The organism is Lacinutrix algicola (assembly GCF_001418085.1).
In the GTDB taxonomy this organism is placed as follows: domain Bacteria; phylum Bacteroidota; class Bacteroidia; order Flavobacteriales; family Flavobacteriaceae; genus Lacinutrix; species Lacinutrix algicola.
On record NZ_LIQH01000043.1, the window covers coordinates 27,819 to 43,857 of the forward strand.

Annotated in this window: 16 protein-coding genes; 8 read left to right on the plus strand and 8 right to left on the minus strand. The window is 29.7% G+C overall.

Features of this window, described 5'->3' with window-relative positions; translation table 11 throughout:
- Window positions 1-11: 11 nt before the first annotated feature.
- From ASC41_RS15715 to ASC41_RS15725, 3 genes are all read left to right on the plus strand, one after another.
- Complete coding sequence (locus ASC41_RS15715; RefSeq protein ID WP_055437615.1) at window positions 12-635, plus strand: toxin-antitoxin system YwqK family antitoxin; 624 nt, start codon at window positions 12-14, stop codon at window positions 633-635.
- Window positions 604-1,299 carry an SCO family protein gene (locus tag ASC41_RS15720; RefSeq protein ID WP_055437616.1) on the plus strand — a complete coding sequence of 232 codons (696 nt, stop codon included), beginning with the start codon at window positions 604-606 and terminating at the stop codon, window positions 1,297-1,299. The genes ASC41_RS15715 and ASC41_RS15720 overlap by 32 nt, the downstream gene beginning before the upstream one ends.
- A 317-nt stretch (window positions 1,300-1,616) precedes the next feature.
- Window positions 1,617-2,693 (plus strand): beta propeller repeat protein, encoded by a 1,077-nt coding sequence (locus tag ASC41_RS15725; RefSeq protein WP_055437617.1) that lies wholly within the window; start codon window positions 1,617-1,619, stop codon window positions 2,691-2,693.
- Between the two features lie 43 nt (window positions 2,694-2,736).
- On the opposite strand, the gene ASC41_RS15730 is transcribed toward ASC41_RS15725, so the two are convergent.
- From ASC41_RS15730 to ASC41_RS15760, 7 genes are all read right to left on the minus strand, one after another.
- Window positions 2,737-3,195 (minus strand): hypothetical protein, encoded by a 459-nt coding sequence (locus ASC41_RS15730; RefSeq protein ID WP_055437618.1) that lies wholly within the window; start codon window positions 3,193-3,195, stop codon window positions 2,737-2,739.
- A 90-nt stretch (window positions 3,196-3,285) separates the two neighbouring features.
- Complete coding sequence (locus tag ASC41_RS15735; RefSeq protein ID WP_152971496.1) at window positions 3,286-3,762, minus strand: hypothetical protein; 477 nt, start codon at window positions 3,760-3,762, stop codon at window positions 3,286-3,288.
- A 70-nt stretch (window positions 3,763-3,832) separates the two neighbouring features.
- Window positions 3,833-4,375, minus strand: coding sequence for an RNA polymerase sigma factor (locus tag ASC41_RS15740; protein WP_055437620.1), 543 nt, complete (start codon window positions 4,373-4,375; stop codon window positions 3,833-3,835).
- Window positions 4,376-4,686: 311 nt separating this feature from the next.
- The gene (locus tag ASC41_RS15745) at window positions 4,687-6,516 is read right to left on the minus strand and encodes an ABC transporter ATP-binding protein (protein ID WP_055437621.1); all 1,830 of its coding nucleotides are present in this window, start codon (window positions 6,514-6,516) and stop codon (window positions 4,687-4,689) included.
- Complete coding sequence (locus ASC41_RS15750; protein ID WP_193786902.1) at window positions 6,517-8,247, minus strand: phospho-sugar mutase; 1,731 nt, start codon at window positions 8,245-8,247, stop codon at window positions 6,517-6,519. It lies immediately after the preceding gene.
- A gap of 72 nt (window positions 8,248-8,319) precedes the next feature.
- Window positions 8,320-9,279 (minus strand): glycosyltransferase family 2 protein, encoded by a 960-nt coding sequence (locus ASC41_RS15755; RefSeq protein ID WP_055437622.1) that lies wholly within the window; start codon window positions 9,277-9,279, stop codon window positions 8,320-8,322.
- Between the two features lie 38 nt (window positions 9,280-9,317).
- The gene (locus ASC41_RS15760) at window positions 9,318-9,848 is read right to left on the minus strand and encodes a DUF4199 domain-containing protein (protein ID WP_055437623.1); all 531 of its coding nucleotides are present in this window, start codon (window positions 9,846-9,848) and stop codon (window positions 9,318-9,320) included.
- A 159-nt stretch (window positions 9,849-10,007) separates the two neighbouring features.
- Here ASC41_RS15760 and ASC41_RS15765 point away from each other — a divergent pair, with 159 nt between their 5' ends.
- The 4 genes from ASC41_RS15765 to ASC41_RS17330 all read left to right on the plus strand — a co-directional run bounded on the left by ASC41_RS15765 (window position 10,008) and on the right by ASC41_RS17330 (window position 12,889).
- Window positions 10,008-10,259, plus strand: coding sequence for a type B 50S ribosomal protein L31 (locus ASC41_RS15765; RefSeq protein ID WP_055437624.1), 252 nt, complete (start codon window positions 10,008-10,010; stop codon window positions 10,257-10,259).
- A gap of 141 nt (window positions 10,260-10,400) precedes the next feature.
- Window positions 10,401-11,576, plus strand: coding sequence for a GlmU family protein (locus ASC41_RS15770; protein ID WP_055437625.1), 1,176 nt, complete (start codon window positions 10,401-10,403; stop codon window positions 11,574-11,576).
- A gap of 102 nt (window positions 11,577-11,678) precedes the next feature.
- The gene (locus tag ASC41_RS15775) at window positions 11,679-12,389 is read left to right on the plus strand and encodes a lysoplasmalogenase family protein (RefSeq protein ID WP_055437626.1); all 711 of its coding nucleotides are present in this window, start codon (window positions 11,679-11,681) and stop codon (window positions 12,387-12,389) included.
- Between the two features lie 218 nt (window positions 12,390-12,607).
- Window positions 12,608-12,889 (plus strand): lysoplasmalogenase family protein, encoded by a 282-nt coding sequence (locus ASC41_RS17330; RefSeq protein WP_083477234.1) that lies wholly within the window; start codon window positions 12,608-12,610, stop codon window positions 12,887-12,889.
- Between the two features lie 60 nt (window positions 12,890-12,949).
- Here ASC41_RS17330 and ASC41_RS15780 read toward each other — a convergent pair whose 3' ends face one another.
- On the minus strand, window positions 12,950-14,545 hold the full coding sequence (locus tag ASC41_RS15780; protein WP_055437627.1) for an ABC transporter substrate-binding protein: 1,596 nt from the start codon (window positions 14,543-14,545) through the stop codon (window positions 12,950-12,952).
- Window positions 14,546-14,650: 105 nt separating this feature from the next.
- On the opposite strand from ASC41_RS15780, the gene mtaB reads away from it, so the two are divergent.
- On the plus strand, window positions 14,651-15,985 hold the full coding sequence (gene mtaB, locus ASC41_RS15785; RefSeq protein ID WP_055437628.1) for a tRNA (N(6)-L-threonylcarbamoyladenosine(37)-C(2))-methylthiotransferase MtaB: 1,335 nt from the start codon (window positions 14,651-14,653) through the stop codon (window positions 15,983-15,985).
- Window positions 15,986-16,039 lie beyond the last annotated feature (54 nt).

Below are 16,039 nucleotides of genomic sequence, written 5' to 3' on the forward strand. Positions count from 1 at the left end.
ATTTATAAAATATGAAACCAATTCTTTTTTTTATACTTATTACTTTTTCAATAACGAGTTGTAATGAAGCTTCATCTAGTAAAAGTGCTAATACCGTTACTAATGAGGATTTAACTATTGTTATAGATACTGTTGAAGTACTAAAAAAAGAATTGGTTCTTAATGGTAATAAAGGAAGATGGTATTATAAAGGTAAACCATTCAACGGCTACTCTATAAAGTTATACCCAAATGGTACTTTAGAAGAAAAATGGGGATTTTACAATGGTAGAAGAGAAGGTGTTGCTAGACGCTGGACCAAAAACGAAACCCTTCAGTTGGAATCTTATTACGAAAACAACCGTTTAGTAGGTGAGTATAAAACATGGTGGGATAATGGTGTTTTATCAGGAGAAACTTATTACGAGAAAGGCGTTAAGCAAGGCGTTGAGCGAAAATGGTATTCAAGTGGGCAATTGTTTAAATTAAGAAACTTTGTTGATGGAAAAGAACATGGTTTCCAAAAAGCTTGGTTAGCTAACGGTAAACAATATGTTAATTATGAAGCTAAAAATGGTCGTATTTTTGGTTTAAGTAGAGCAAATTCATGTTATAGATTAGAAGATGAAGTTATTATTAGAAATAAAAAAATATAGAATCGTATTACTATTTTTATTAGTACTTACAATAAGTTGTAAAGAACAGATAAAAAAAGAAAATATTAAAGTTGTTGAAACTAGTCGAGTAGATTATTTACCGTTTTATCAAGACGAATCTTTTACTCCTCATTGGTTGACGCCTGGTTCTAAAGAAGAAAAAAGTTTTCATAAAATTCCCGATTTCAAATTGTTAAACCAATTAGGAGATACTATTTCACAGAGTACTTTTGAGAATAAAATATATATAACGGATTTCTTTTTTACAACCTGTCCTGGTATTTGTCCACAAATGACTGACAACATGGCGAAAATTCAGGAAGAATTTAAAGAGGATGACGACATTTTATTATTGTCGCATTCAGTAATGCCAAATACAGATACAGTCTCTGCTCTAAAAAACTATGCTAATAACAATAATGTTATAGATAATAAATGGCATTTAGTTACAGGTGATAGAAATGAAATTTATGCGCTTGGAAGAGATCATTATTTTGTAGAAAGTGACTTAGGAGAAGTAAAAACTATTGATGATTTTCTTCATACTGAAAACTTTTTATTAATAGATAAGAATAAGCATATAAGAGGAATTTACAACGGTTTAAATAGAGCCTCAATTGCACAATTAATAACAGATATTAAAGCACTTAAAAATGAGAATTGATTGATAGCATTTTTTTGTTTTTTTTAGCTTCACAATTATTTGTGAAGCTTTTTTATTTGAAAGCAGTATTAGAAGCGTAGTGAAAATTTCTATTCCTAATTTTTGTTATAAGTAGATTCTTTTGTTTTTTTTGAATTTGATTGTAAAGGAACTAAGAGACACAAGCGTTTTGTAAACAAATATGCACTATGCTAACATATTAGTTGTGTAATATGATTTATACGTTTTATATCAATATTAAATGAAAATCGACTATTTTTTAAAAGCTTCACGATTATGTCGTGAAGCTTTTTTACTTTTATAGAAATTTAAAATTTATGAAGAACTTTCTTATTGTATTTTGTGTCGCATTAGCACTAGTTTCATGTAAAAATGAAGTTGCTGAAAATGAAGTAGTTTTTGTTCCAAGAGATTTTAATGAAGTTGAGATAGGTTTAATTTTAAGAGATTCTTCTTTAAATGTAAGAGCTATAGATATTATTGGAAAGGATGAATTGTTATATGCAACGTCAAACGGTCAATTTGGTAGCTATAATTATGACTCACATAGAGATAATTATTGGATTACACCTCCTTATTTAATAAGTATCGATTCGATTAAATTTAATTTTAGAGCAGTAGCATCCACTAGTACTGCGGCATTTTTACTTTCAATAGGTTCACCAGCTTACGTTATTAAACAAGGTGAGTCAGGTAAAGAAATTGTTTACCAAGAAGATCACAAAAAAGCATTCTATGACGCTATGGCTTTCTGGAACGATAAAGAAGGTATTGCAATTGGAGATCCAACAGATAGTTGTTTAAGTATTATTATAACTCGCGATGGCGGAGACACATGGAATAAACTGTCCTGCGATATACTACCGGAAGCTATAAACGATGAAGCAGCCTTTGCAGCAAGCGATACTAATATTGCAATTGTAGGAGACGAAACTTGGGTAGCAACTGGAGGAGGAGCAAGTCGTATTTTGTATTCTCCAAATAAAGGAGAAACTTGGGAAGTTTTTAATACTCCAATAGTACAAGGTAACGGACCACAAGGTATGTATAGTTTAGATTTTTACGATAATAAAAACGGATTTGCCATAGGAGGAGATTATACAAAACCTGCAGACAGTTCTGCTAATAAAATAAGAACGGCAGATGGTGGTAAAACGTGGCAATTAGTTGCGCAAAACCAAAATCCTGGTTATAGAAGTTGTGTACAGTATATTCCTGGAAGAGAGGCTAAAGAATTAGTTGCCATTGGTTTTAAAGGTATAGACTATTCTAACGATGCAGGAGATTCATGGAGGCATTTAAGCGACGAAGGTTTTTATACACTTCGTTTTGTAAACGATAGTGTTGCTTATGCAGCAGGAAGCAAGAGGATTGCTAAACTTACTTTTAGATAAATTTTTTACATAAAAAAAGCAGCCATTGGCTGCTTTTTTTTAATTATTTTTTAGGCTTTTCTCCTTTATGCCTGCTTTTAAATTCTTTTATCATTTTTGATCTAAAAGAGTATTCGGCAAATTTTAGTTTTAAAATTTTTGTTGAAGAAAGAATTGAACTTAATTTTTGATAATAATCTTTTTCAGTTTTATACTTAGTCTCTTCAATTTTAGATATCTTTTCTAATAGTTCTTTTGCCTCTGTCTCAGTTATTATAGTCTCAGACTCTGAACGAGATAATTCTTCTAATCGATTTCTTACCTTATTGTCTCTAAGTTTATAGTGTGCTTCTTGGTTAGCATTGTAAACTGGCCAAAAAGCTTGAGCTTCTTTTGCTGTTAAATCTAATTGTTCCGTAATATGAGCCACTTTTAAGGCTTTTATTTTTTCCTTATCGGGCTTTTGTGCAAAACTATTAATTGACAATAGTAAAGCGAAAAAAGGTATTAATATTGTTTTCATTTTTGTTTTTTTTAAGAGGTAAAATGTGTTCGCGTATTAAAATTTGTATTCTTTAATTTAAATTTATTTTACGCTCGGTTCATTTTTGTTTTATTCTGAATATAAATCTTGAATATATTCATCTTCTAAGTAGCTGTTTAATGTTTCGTCACTTATTGTATACTCAATAAACTGTCCTTCGCTTAACTCATTATCTTGAAAAAGAGCAGTTAAATCTCCAATTTCAGTTTCGTCTAAAATGTAATTATCTACAGTAGTTGTGTCTAAATCGTTATAGGATAAAGGTGAATTATCAAAAACGTTTAAGCTAAAGAATAATACTAATGCTGCAGCGATGCTTGAAAGCATTACCATATTTTTCCTAGAGAAAATAGAGATAACTTTTGTTTCTTTTTTTACAGAAACAGTAAAATTATCTATATAACCTTCGGGTGTTTTAAAACCAGAATCACTGACTAAATTTTTAAGTTTAGCTTCGGCTAAAATGGAGTCTTCTAATCCTTCAAAATAATTTTGAGGAATTTTAAATCCTGAATCTTTAATGTTATGTAAGTTTTCGTTTTTCATGTTTACTTTCCGATACATCGGAAATATTTAATTGTTTACTACTATTAGGACTTCAAAACTATTAAATAGTTTAATTATTAGTTAAATAGGCTTCAATTTTTTTTGTTGCTATGTGATAAGAAGCCTTTAATGCGCCTTCACTAGTATCTAAAATTTCAGACATATCTTTGTATTTAATGTCTTGAAAATATTTCATATTAAAAACCAGTTGTTGCTTTTCTGGTAAGGTTGCAATTGCTTTTTGAAGCTTAAGTTGTATAGCATCACCTTCAAAATAAACATCAGATTCCATATTATCTATGGCTAAATTCTGTACTTCTTCATTGGTTATCTGTAACCGTTTTGCATTTTTGTTTATTAGCGTAATCGCTTCGTTTGTTGCAATTCTATAGAGCCAAGAATAGAGTTTGCTATTTCCTTTAAAACCATCAATACTTTTATAGACTTTAATAAATGTGTTTTGAAGCACATCATCTGCATCGTTATGAGATTTTACAATACTTCTTATATGCCAATACAAACGCTCTTTATATTGCGCTATAAGTTCTCTAAAAGCAGCATCTTTATTGCCTTTAGCTTGTAATTGAGATATAAGTTCTGTTTCTGTTGTCACTAAATCTATTTTCTTTTAGACTACTAAAGTTTAATATGGTTTAATGTAAATGTAATATTCTTTTAAAAATATACTCTTTTTGTAGTTTATTGATGAATAGATATTGATTGAATTTTGTTTGCACACTATAAAGTACGATTAAAAGATGTATTTAAACGATTAAAGTGCAAATTATTTGGGTGTTAACTATTTATGTCCTAAATTTATTACAGAAAATAATACTTATGTTTTATGCCCCAATTTTATGCATAGAACAAAAAAAGGATAAACGTAATGTTTATCCTTTTTCTATTTGTGTTGATCTCTTGAAGCTACTCGAAGCTTTGCATATCTACTAGTTTTTTATAAATACCATTCATTGCTATAAGTTCGTTATGTTTTCCTTGCTCTGCAATTTCTCCTTTATGCATGACAATTATTTTATCTGCATTTTGAATCGTAGATAATCTATGCGCTATAACAATAGAGGTTCTGTTTTTCATCATGTTCTCTAAAGCAACTTGAACTATACGCTCGCTTTCTGTGTCTAATGCTGAGGTGGCTTCATCTAGAACCATAATTGGAGGATTTTTTAAAACAGCTCTTGCAATACTTAAGCGTTGTTTTTGTCCTCCAGAAAAATTATTTCCAGCATCACCAATATTAGTTTCTATGCCTTTAGATAAATCTTTTACAAATTCCCAGGCATTAGCTATTTTTAAGGCTTCTATAATCTCTTCTTCTGTAGCGTTTTCTTTACCAATTAAAAGATTGTTTTTAATAGTATCATTAAATAAAATAGAATCTTGTGTAACTAATCCCATTAAGTCACGAAGTGATTTCTTGGTAATGTCTTTAATGTTATTGTTATCTATTTCTATACTACCTTCGTTAACATCGTAAAAACGAGTAAGTAAATTTGCAATCGTACTTTTTCCTGAACCAGACTGTCCTACTAATGCTACTGTTTTTCCTTTTGGTACTTTAATAGAGAAATTCTTTAAAACAGGATCGTTATTGTATTTAAATGTAATATTATTAATTGCTATTTCGTTATTAAAAGTTTCTAAGGACTTAGCATTTTGTACATCTGGCATTGTATCTTCTTCATGTAAAATTTCGAACACACGATCTGCTGCTGCCATACCATTTTTAACTTTATATGAAGCTTTACTAATAGCTTTTGCTGGTGTTAAAATAGCATAAGCAAGTCCCATAAAAGCTAAGAAATCTGTGCCCTTAATAATTTTTTCTACTAAAACAAGTTGTCCTCCATACCAAAGTAATACAGCTATTGTTGTAATTCCTAAAACTTCGCTAACAGGTCCTGCAAGATTGTTTTTTAAGCCTATTTTATTAGATAGTTTTAATATTCTGTCTGCTGAGTTTGTGAAATTGTTTTTAAATATTTTTTCAGCAGTATAACTTTTAACAATTTTTAATCCGCTTAAGGATTCTTCAACAATAGAGATTAATTTTCCAGACTCTTGTTGTGCTTTTAGCGAATTACTTTTTAAACTTTTCCCTAATCTAGAAATTAAAATTCCTGCTACAGGAATAAAGAATAAAACGAAAAGAGTTAATTTCCAGCTAAAAGTGAACATGAAAATTAATGAAAAAATGATTGTAGCTGGTTCTCTTACAATTAATTCTAAAGCAATAAAAAAGGAATTTTGCATTTCGTTAATATCTCCTAATATTCTTGCCATTACATCTCCTTTTCGTCTTTTTGCATAAAAGCCTATAGGTAGGTTAATAATCTTATCATACATTTCTTTTCTAAGATTATTTAAAATTCCATTTTTTAAATACATCATGTGTTGCATAGAAAAGTATCCAAAAAGGTTTTTAAGTAAAAATGTAGTAATTACTAAACCTATAACTATTACTAAAGCCATTTGAGCATTACCATTGTCTAAATAGCTACTTACTTTGTAATTTAGTAATTGTTCTCCGTATGTTTTTATTCCAGAAATACCTTTCCAAACAGGTGCTTCTGTAACATCTTCGGTTTGACCAAATAATACGTTTAGCATAGGTATTAAAGATATAAATGCTAAGGCACTAAATAGTGCATATAATAAGTTGAAAATTACGTTTAAAAAAACGTGTTTTTTATACTTTTTTATATAGGGTAATAATTGAATTATTATTTTTTTCATTTATTTAAGCTGCATGTCTTTTAAAATAGCATCGATTTTATCTTCCAATTGTTGTTCCGTTGCTTTAAAAGCAGACACATTGTCTAATGTCGTATTTACGCTAATATAAAATTTAATTTTAGGCTCTGTACCACTTGGTCTTAAGGCAATTTTACTGCCATCTTCTGTATAATAAATTAAAACATTAGATTTTGGAACATCTAAAATATATTCTTCTTGACTTTGAATGTTTTTTGCTATAGACGACTGATAATCTTCTATTAAAACTATTTTTTCACCGTTTACATTTTTCAATGGATTCTCACGAGCATCAATCATCATTTGTTTTATCTCTTTAGCGCCTTCAATTCCTTTTTTAGTTATAGAAATTAAACGTTCCTTGTATAAACCATGTTCTATATATAGTTTAATTAATTCTTGGTAAACGCTACTGCTTTTTGCTTTTGCTTGTGCCGCAATTTCGCATGCTAGTAGAGTAGAGGTAACAGCGTCTTTATCGCGAACAAAATCGCCAACCATAAACCCGAAACTTTCTTCACCACCACCAATAAAGTCTTGCTCTGGAAAGTCTTTTATCATTTTAGCAATCCATTTAAAACCGGTTAAACCAATTTTAGATTCTACGTTGTAAGACTCTGCTAAAACACTCATCATTGGAGTAGAAACAATAGTACTTGCAATAAATTGATTACCGTTTATTCTGTTTTCACTCTGCCATTGTTTTAATAAGAAATCCGTCATTAACAACATGGCTTGATTTCCGTTTAAAATAACAAGCTCGTTATCTAAATCTCTCACAACAACACCTAATCTATCGCAATCTGGATCTGTACCAATTACAATATCAGCATCTGTTTTAGTAGCCAATTCTATTGCCATTTTTAAGGCTTCTGGCTCTTCTGGATTTGGAGAGACTACAGTTGGGAAATCGCCATTTGGTTCGCGTTGTTCTTCAACTATATTAACATTGGTGTAGCCTGCTCGGTTTAATGTTTCTGGTACAGCTGTAATAGATGTACCATGAAGTGAGGTAAATACAATGTTTAATTTTTCTCTCGCTTCCGCGGAAGTATTAAAGCTTCCGTTTTTAACAGATGCATTAATAAAAACATCATCTACTTCTTTACCTATATAATTGATTAGATTTTCGTTTGCTTCAAATTTAATTTCAGCATAATCTAAATTATTAATAACATTTATTATTTCTCCATCTTGAGGTGGCACTAATTGTCCGCCATCTTGCCAGTATACTTTGTAGCCATTATATTCTGGAGGATTGTGAGATGCTGTTAAAACAATACCACAATGGCAGTTTAAATGTTTTAAAGCGAAAGAAAGTTCTGGAGTAGCACGAAGGTCTTCGAATAAGAATACTTCAATATTATTAGCCGAAAACACATTAGCAACAACTTTTGCTAAAGATTTACTATTGTGTCTACAATCAAAAGCAATAGCGACTTTTAATGTTTCGTTAGGAAACACTTTGTGCATATAATCGCTTAAACCTTGCGTGTTTTTTCCTAAGGTATATTTGTTAATTCTATTGGTGCCAATGCCCATTACGCCACGCATACCACCAGTACCAAATTCTAAATCTTTATAAAAAGATTCTTTTAGTTCCTTTGGATTTGTAGCTATTAAATCCTTAATATGAGATTGTGTGTCTTCGTCAAATGCTGGAGTTAGCCAAGTATTGACTCTGTTTAGTAATTCTGGTTCTATGTGTATCATAATTAGGATAGTAAATTAATAGAATGTAAAAATAAGCATTATAAAAAAATTAGAATTAAGGCTGTGTTAATTCTACTCTTTGTGGTTTAGGTTTAGTTCTTCCTTAACTAAGTAACGTTTTTTGTTTTGTTTAGAACGTAAAATAATTTCACCTAAAAAACCAGCGACAAAAAACTGAGTACCAATAATCATAGTAACTAAGGCGATATAAAATTGTGGTCTTTGCGTAATTAATCTTCCGTCGATATGAAAAAACAATTTATCGATACCTAAATATAAAGAAAACAGCAAACCAATAGTAAACATAATAACACCTAAAGCACCAAATAAGTGCATAGGACTTTTTCCAAAACGAGAAATAAACCAAATGGTAATTAAATCTAGAAAGCCATTAACAAAGCGTTCCATACCAAATTTAGTTTCACCGTATTTTCTAGCTTGATGTTGTACTACTTGCTCTCCAATTTTTGTAAAACCAGCGTTTTTAGCTAGTACAGGAATGTAACGGTGCATCTCGCCATTAACATCAATATGTTTAACAACAATGTTTTTGTAGGCTTTTAAACCGCAATTAAAGTCGTTAAGTTTAACACCAGATGTTTTTCTGGCAGCCCAATTAAAGAGTTTAGATGGTAGGTTTTTTGTAAGTTTATTATCGTAACGTTTCTTTTTCCATCCAGAAACAAGATCGAAATTTTCATTAATAATCTTGTTGTAAAGCGAAGGTATTTCTTCTGGATTATCCTGTAAATCGGCATCCATTGTAATAATAACATCACCTTGTGCTTTTTCAAAACCAGCATGTAGTGCTTGAGATTTTCCAAAGTTTTTTAAAAACCGAATACCTTTTACGTTAGCATTTGTTTTAGAAAGTACGTCTATAGTTTTCCAAGAATCATCTATAGAGCCGTCGTCTATAAATAGTATTTCATAAGAAAAACGATTGGATTGCATAACTTTTGCAATCCAATCGTGTAATTCTGTAATTGATTCTTGTTCGTTAAGTAGTGGTATGACTACAGATATATCCATGTATTATTTTGAAAATTGTTACTTCAAATATAAAACTATTATGCGTTTTCTGGGTTTCTTTTTACTATTAAAGCTACAATAAGACCAATAATAGCCTGAATTATTAAAAATATAGCATTAGATTGTAATTGAGGCGCAATAGAAAACTGATTTTTTTGAGCTTCCATTTGTTCTACAGCTTCGGCAACAGCTTCTTCTGGAGCATTAAAACTACGCATCATTTGTACAGAAGCTTCAATTGTTTTTTCTTTTAATATTAATGCTGCTTCTGGATCAACAAAATTAAATATTATGATACTTATCACCATACTAATTAATATTCCTATAGCTATAGTAATAAAGTAAGAGCTAAATGCTTCTTTAAAAGTAATAAAGCCATCTTGCATTTTTTTAGATTTTAATGCAGACACGATACCAAACGCAATAATTGTTATAAAAAGAATTATCCCTAACCACCATTTTGTTAATAGTTCTAGATATGCAGCATAACCTAATATTGTTATAGCAGACATTAAGACTCCTAGATACATACCTAGATTAATTGCAGATGATTTTGTTGTAGTTTCCATATTTTTGTAGTTTATTAGTTTGTATATATTTAGTTAGTTGTCAAAGATAAAAAAACGTTACAGAAATAAGTTTAAATTATTTTTAAAAAAATAGTGTGTGTTTGTAAAAAATGATTAAATTTGCACCTCGAATTTAGAATACAATAAAAGCATTTAGAGATGAAAAAAGATATACATCCAGAAAATTATAGAGTAGTAGCATTTAAAGACATGTCTAACGAAGACGTGTTTTTAACAAAGTCTACAGCTAACACAAACGAAACATTAGAAGTTGACGGTGTTGAATATCCATTAGTAAAAATGGAAATTTCTAGAACGTCTCATCCTTTTTACACAGGTAAATCTAAATTAATTGATACTGCAGGTCGTATCGATAAATTCAAAAACAAATACGCTAAATTCAAAAAATAATTTAGCTTACATCATATTAAAAAGCTCTTTCATATAAATGAAAGGCTTTTTTGTTTTCTACAATTATGCTATTTTTGTTATAACCTTAAGTTTTTAGAGGTGCATTAACACAACTCTAAGCTTTAAACTATAAAATTAAAAATGAATTACATTCTCTTTGACGGTCCAGCAAGAAATCAATTATTACCGTTTACTTATACAAGACCAGTTGCAGATATTAGAGTAGGTATTTTAACCATTCGCGAAAAATGGGAAAAGCATTTACTAGCAACTACAACTACTGTAACTGAAGATTATTTGTCTGAGAAATGGCCAATGGTAGAGCTAGAAGCTAATGTAATGATTAATGCGTCTTTTTTACCAACAGAAATTTTGGTTGATAAAATTAAGAATCTTAAAAAGAATGAAGCGATCTTTAAAGATGAAGAAGTAATTGCTTTTTATACAGAAGAAGATCAAGAAGATATAGATTTAGAAACATTTGATGCTATAGAGTATAATGAAGATGTAATTACAATTGAACATACTTGGGATATTTTTGCTAAAAACGGTGAAGCTATTGCTCAAGATTTCGAATTGTTAACTAAGGATAGAGAATCACAGCCAATACCAAAATCTAACAATATAATTGCTCCAGAAAACATTTTTATTGAAGAAGGAGCAAAGCTGGAGTTTGCCACACTAAACGCAAGTACAGGTCCTATTTACATAGGTAAAGATGCCGAAATTATGGAAGGCAGTGTGGTTCGTGGACCATTAGCTTTGTGTGATAACGCAACTTTAAAACTAGCTACAAAAATTTATGGTGCTACTACAGTTGGTCCACATAGTAAAGTAGGTGGAGAGGTAAATAACTCTGTTTTATTTGGATATTCTAATAAAGGACATGATGGTTTTTTAGGAAATTCTGTAATAGCAGAATGGTGTAATTTAGGTGCAGATACTAATAATTCTAACCTTAAAAATAATTATGCCGAGGTAAGACTATGGGATTACAATACAGAAGGTTTTGCTAGAACAGGCTTACAGTTTTGTGGTTTAATGATGGGAGACCATAGTAAATGTGGTATTAATACTATGTTTAATACAGGAACAGTTATAGGAGTTAATGCTAATATTTTTGGAAGTGGTTTTCCTAGAAATTTTGTACCAAGCTACAGTTGGGGAGGAAGTAGTGGTTTTACTACCTATTTAACTAAAAAAGCTTTCGAGGTTTGTAAAGTTGTAATGTCTAGAAGAGGACTAGATTTTACAGAAGCAGATCAATCTATTTTAGAATATGTTTTTGAAGAAACCAAAAAGTTTAGAAGAGAGTAAATTTATTTAGTACTTGGTAATGAGCTATTAAAGATTTTTTTTGTAAGTTATTAATTGTTAAATTTAAATTAAAGGTTTATATTCGATATCGCAATTATCAATATGAAATTTATTTTTAAAACCACACTTAGATTTTCAATTCTATATTTAGGTTTATATATTTTAGATGCCTTTTTTAAGAATAATGATACTTTATATTTTTATAGATATTTCTCGAAAATACTATTAAGTTTAAGCTTATTACTTTTTTTTCTTTTTAATACAAATCAAAAAGATAGTGATAAAAAAAACTTAGTTACGGCAGCCTTATGCTTATTTGTTTTTGGCGATTTTTTCTTTATTTCGGGCAATAATGGTGATATGGTCTACTTTATTATCGCTGCCATGTTTTTTGGTGTTGCTAAAATCTGTTACTCTATTCGGTTTTTAAATAAAGAAGATTTTAATATCATTAAACTAATTCCTTTTTTACTTTTTTGTTTTATTTACATGAGTATTATTATGTCTATAGTATATAATAACTTAGGTAAGTATTTTATACCGTTACTAATCTATTTGTTTGTTGCTATGTTAATAATGCAATTTGCTTATTTAAGAAGAGGTGAGGTTAACGTTATTAGCTTTTGGCTAGTAATGTTTGGGGTTATAGCATTTATGATTGCCGATAGTATTAATATCCTTAAAATGTTTTTTAATCCATTAATAGCATATAATAAAATAACAGTTATGTTTTTTTATTGCTTAGCACAATACCTAATAGTGTTAGGGATATTAAAAGAAAATAAGAGTACAGTAAATATGAATATAGAATAAGTTTAAACTCGTTTAATTTTAAATATAAAATAGAAGATATTAATAAATAATTTTAAAGCTCCTCAAATGCTTGATAACCTATTTAATATTAAAAAACCATATTTTGCTATTGTCTATTTTCTAACTTTAGTCATAAATATTTGGGAGAAAACTTAATCTAGAAATTGTTCCATATAGGTATATAACCAAGTCTTTATTAATTGTTTTTTATTTAAAAAATCAAAAAAGACAAATATCATTATTATACTCTAACAGCTTTAATTTTATTTTGGATTGAAAGTATTGCGGTAATTAATCACGTTAATAATTTTAGATTTATATTTGGAATGTTATTTTTTGTTCTAGGTAAGATAATGTATTGCTTACGCTTTACTAATAATAGAGATTTTAAATTAGCACGTTTATTGCCATTTTTGACAGTAAGTTTTATTTTAATTGTCTACGGTATTTTAATTGAAAAGAAGGTTATTGAAGAAAAAACACTAAAAATTAATTTTTAGATACTTATTTTATTATCTGTATTAATAACAGTAAAGCAAAAAGAAATTGGTATTCTACTACTATTCTTTCGTAACCTGTTTTAATTCTAACATATTTATAGGATTTATGCCTAAATTCTTTACATTGTTTTGTGTAAATCTCACCACTTCATCATAATACAAAGGAACTATTGGAGCCGCTTGCATTACTATACTATCCATTTTAGTATATAGTGTTTCTCTAGATTTAGAATTAGTTTCAGAAAAAGACTGTGTATACAAAGTATTAAAGTCGTCACTTTTAAAATGAGTATAATTAGGACCATTAGGAGCAAAATTTTCACTATAAAAAAGTGATAAGTAGTTTTGAGCATCTGGATAATCTGCCACCCAACTGGCTCTAAATAAATCGAGTTTACCATTTGCCTTAGCACCTTTTAACGTAGATGCAGGAATAACATCTACATTAACTATTAAGCCCATTTTTTGTAATTCTCTTTGTATATATTCACAGAAGTTTAAATAGTTACTTGTAGTTGTAATAGTTAGCTCTGGAGAATTGTTGCCAGTCTCTTCTTTAAATTGATTTATAAGAGCTTTAGACTTCTCTGGGTTGTAAGTATAACCAATATTAGCATTGTAACCTGGTAGCCCTTTAGGAATAAAACCACCATTTGCAGGAATTCCAATACCGTTACGCAAGTAAGTCATCATTTTTTGTCTGTCAAAACCAAAATTCACAGCTTGTCTAATTAACTTAGATTGCATTTCTGAAGCTTCAGAATCCATATAAAATGCTAAATATTCAGTGTTTAAATAAGGACCACGAATCATATTAATATTCGCTTCGTATTTAGCTCTTAATTCTCCTTTACTGGTTAATATATCATCTTGATAAGACGCATCTAAAGAGTTTAAAAAATCTAAATTACCTTGAATAAACTGTAAAAATTCACTTTGTTTATCTGGTAAAAAAGTAATGGCAATAGCTTCTAAGTAAGGTAAGCTGTTGCCGTTGTTGTCTTTTTCAAAATAATTAATATTTTTTCTAAAAACCAGTTTAATATTTTCTTCCCAACGTTTAAATTTAAAAGGACCAGTGCCAATTGGGTTTGCTCTAAAATCTGTACCAAAGTGTTCTACAATTTCTTTTGGAACTACAGAGCAGTATTTCATCGTTAACAACCCTAAGAAGGCAGGAAAAGGTTGCTTTAATTTAATAGTAAAAGTACTATCGTTTTCTGCTGAAAAATGTTCAACTTTATTTAAAACCCAGCGTCCGGAAGATGCTATTTTTTTATCGATAAGTCTATTAAAACTATATTCAAAATCCGAAGCTTTTACAGAACGCGTAGAATCTTTTCCAAACAATTTGTGCTCATGAAAGTAAACATCGTCTCTAAGCGAAAAAGAGTAGGTGAGTGCATCTTGAGAAATAGTCCAACTTTTAGCTATACTTGGTTGTACATTTAAAGCATCGTCCATTTGTACTAAACCATTAAATAATTGGTTTACAGCCCAAATATCGGCATTGTCTTTAGCAAAAGCAGGATCTAGCGAACCAATGTTTTTATGCTCATTATATCTAAATACTTGATTTAGATTTTTATCATCGTTATTATTTCCGCAGGAAAAAACAAGAATAGTTATTAAAGAAAATAGTAAGTATTTTGTCATATTTTAAAGTACTTGTAAACTTACTTGCAAACAATTACTTAAATTTGCAACCTTAAATTAAAGTAAGAAGTAAATATAATACCAATTTAATAATAAACTTAAATTTTGCCAGTAAATACAAAAAAGAAAGTCGCATTTTACACCTTAGGTTGTAAGCTTAATTTTTCTGAAACTTCTACAATAGCTAGAAATTTTAAAGATGAAGGTTTCGAACGCGTAGACTTTTCTGAGACTGCCGATATTTATGTTATAAACACTTGTTCTGTAACAGAAAATGCCGACAAGCGTTTTAAAACCATAGTAAAACAAGCTCAAAAAGCAAATTCAGATGCCTTTGTAGCAGCAGTTGGTTGTTATGCGCAGTTAAAACCACAAGAATTAGCAGATGTTAATGGAGTGGATTTAGTACTTGGTGCAACCGAAAAATTTAAGATTACAGACTACCTAAACGATTTATCTAAAAACGATTTTGGCGAAGTACATTCTTGCGATATTAATGATGCCGATTTCTATGTTGGTAGTTATTCAATAGGAGACAGAACTCGTGCTTTCTTAAAAGTACAAGATGGTTGCGACTATAAATGCACTTACTGTACAATACCTTTGGCAAGAGGTATTTCTAGAAGTGATGAGTTAGAAAGTGTACTTAAAAATGCTAAAGAAATTTCAGCAAAAGGTATTAAAGAAATTGTTTTAACCGGTGTTAATATAGGTGATTATGGAAAAGGAGAGTTTGGTAATAAAAAGCACGAACACACCTTTCTAGAGTTAGTACAAGCATTAGATAAAGTTGAAGGTATAGAGCGACTTCGCATTTCTTCTATAGAGCCAAACTTACTTAAAAACGAAACAATAGATGTTGTAAGTAAATCTAGAGCTTTTGTGCCGCATTTTCATATTCCATTACAAAGTGGACATAATGATATTTTAAAGTTAATGAAGCGTCGTTACATGCGCGAATTGTATGTAGATCGTGTTGCTAAAATTAACGAAGTAATGCCACATGCTTGTATTGGAGTTGATGTAATTGTTGGCTTTCCAGGAGAAACAGAAGAACATTTTTTAGAAACATATAACTTTTTAAATACATTAGATATTTCTTATTTACATGTGTTTACATATTCTGAAAGAGATAATACAGAGGCTGCAAGTTTTGAAAACGTTGTGCCCAAAAACGTTAGAAGTAAACGTAGTAAAATGTTAAGAGGATTAAGTACAAAAATGCGCCGTGCCTTTTACGAAAAACAAATTGGAACTTCTAGAACTGTCTTATTCGAAAGTGATAATAAAGAAGGCTACATTCATGGTTTTACAGAAAACTACGTAAAAGTAAAAGCACCATGGAATCCAGAACTTGTTAATACATTACATAAAGTAAAACTTACTAATATAGATGATGATGGTTTAGTAAGGTTTGATTTTGAAACAGTACTTGCATAAAATATAGAGCAATTGTAGACTATTATATTTGCTTAAACAAGTGTAAAAAAAATA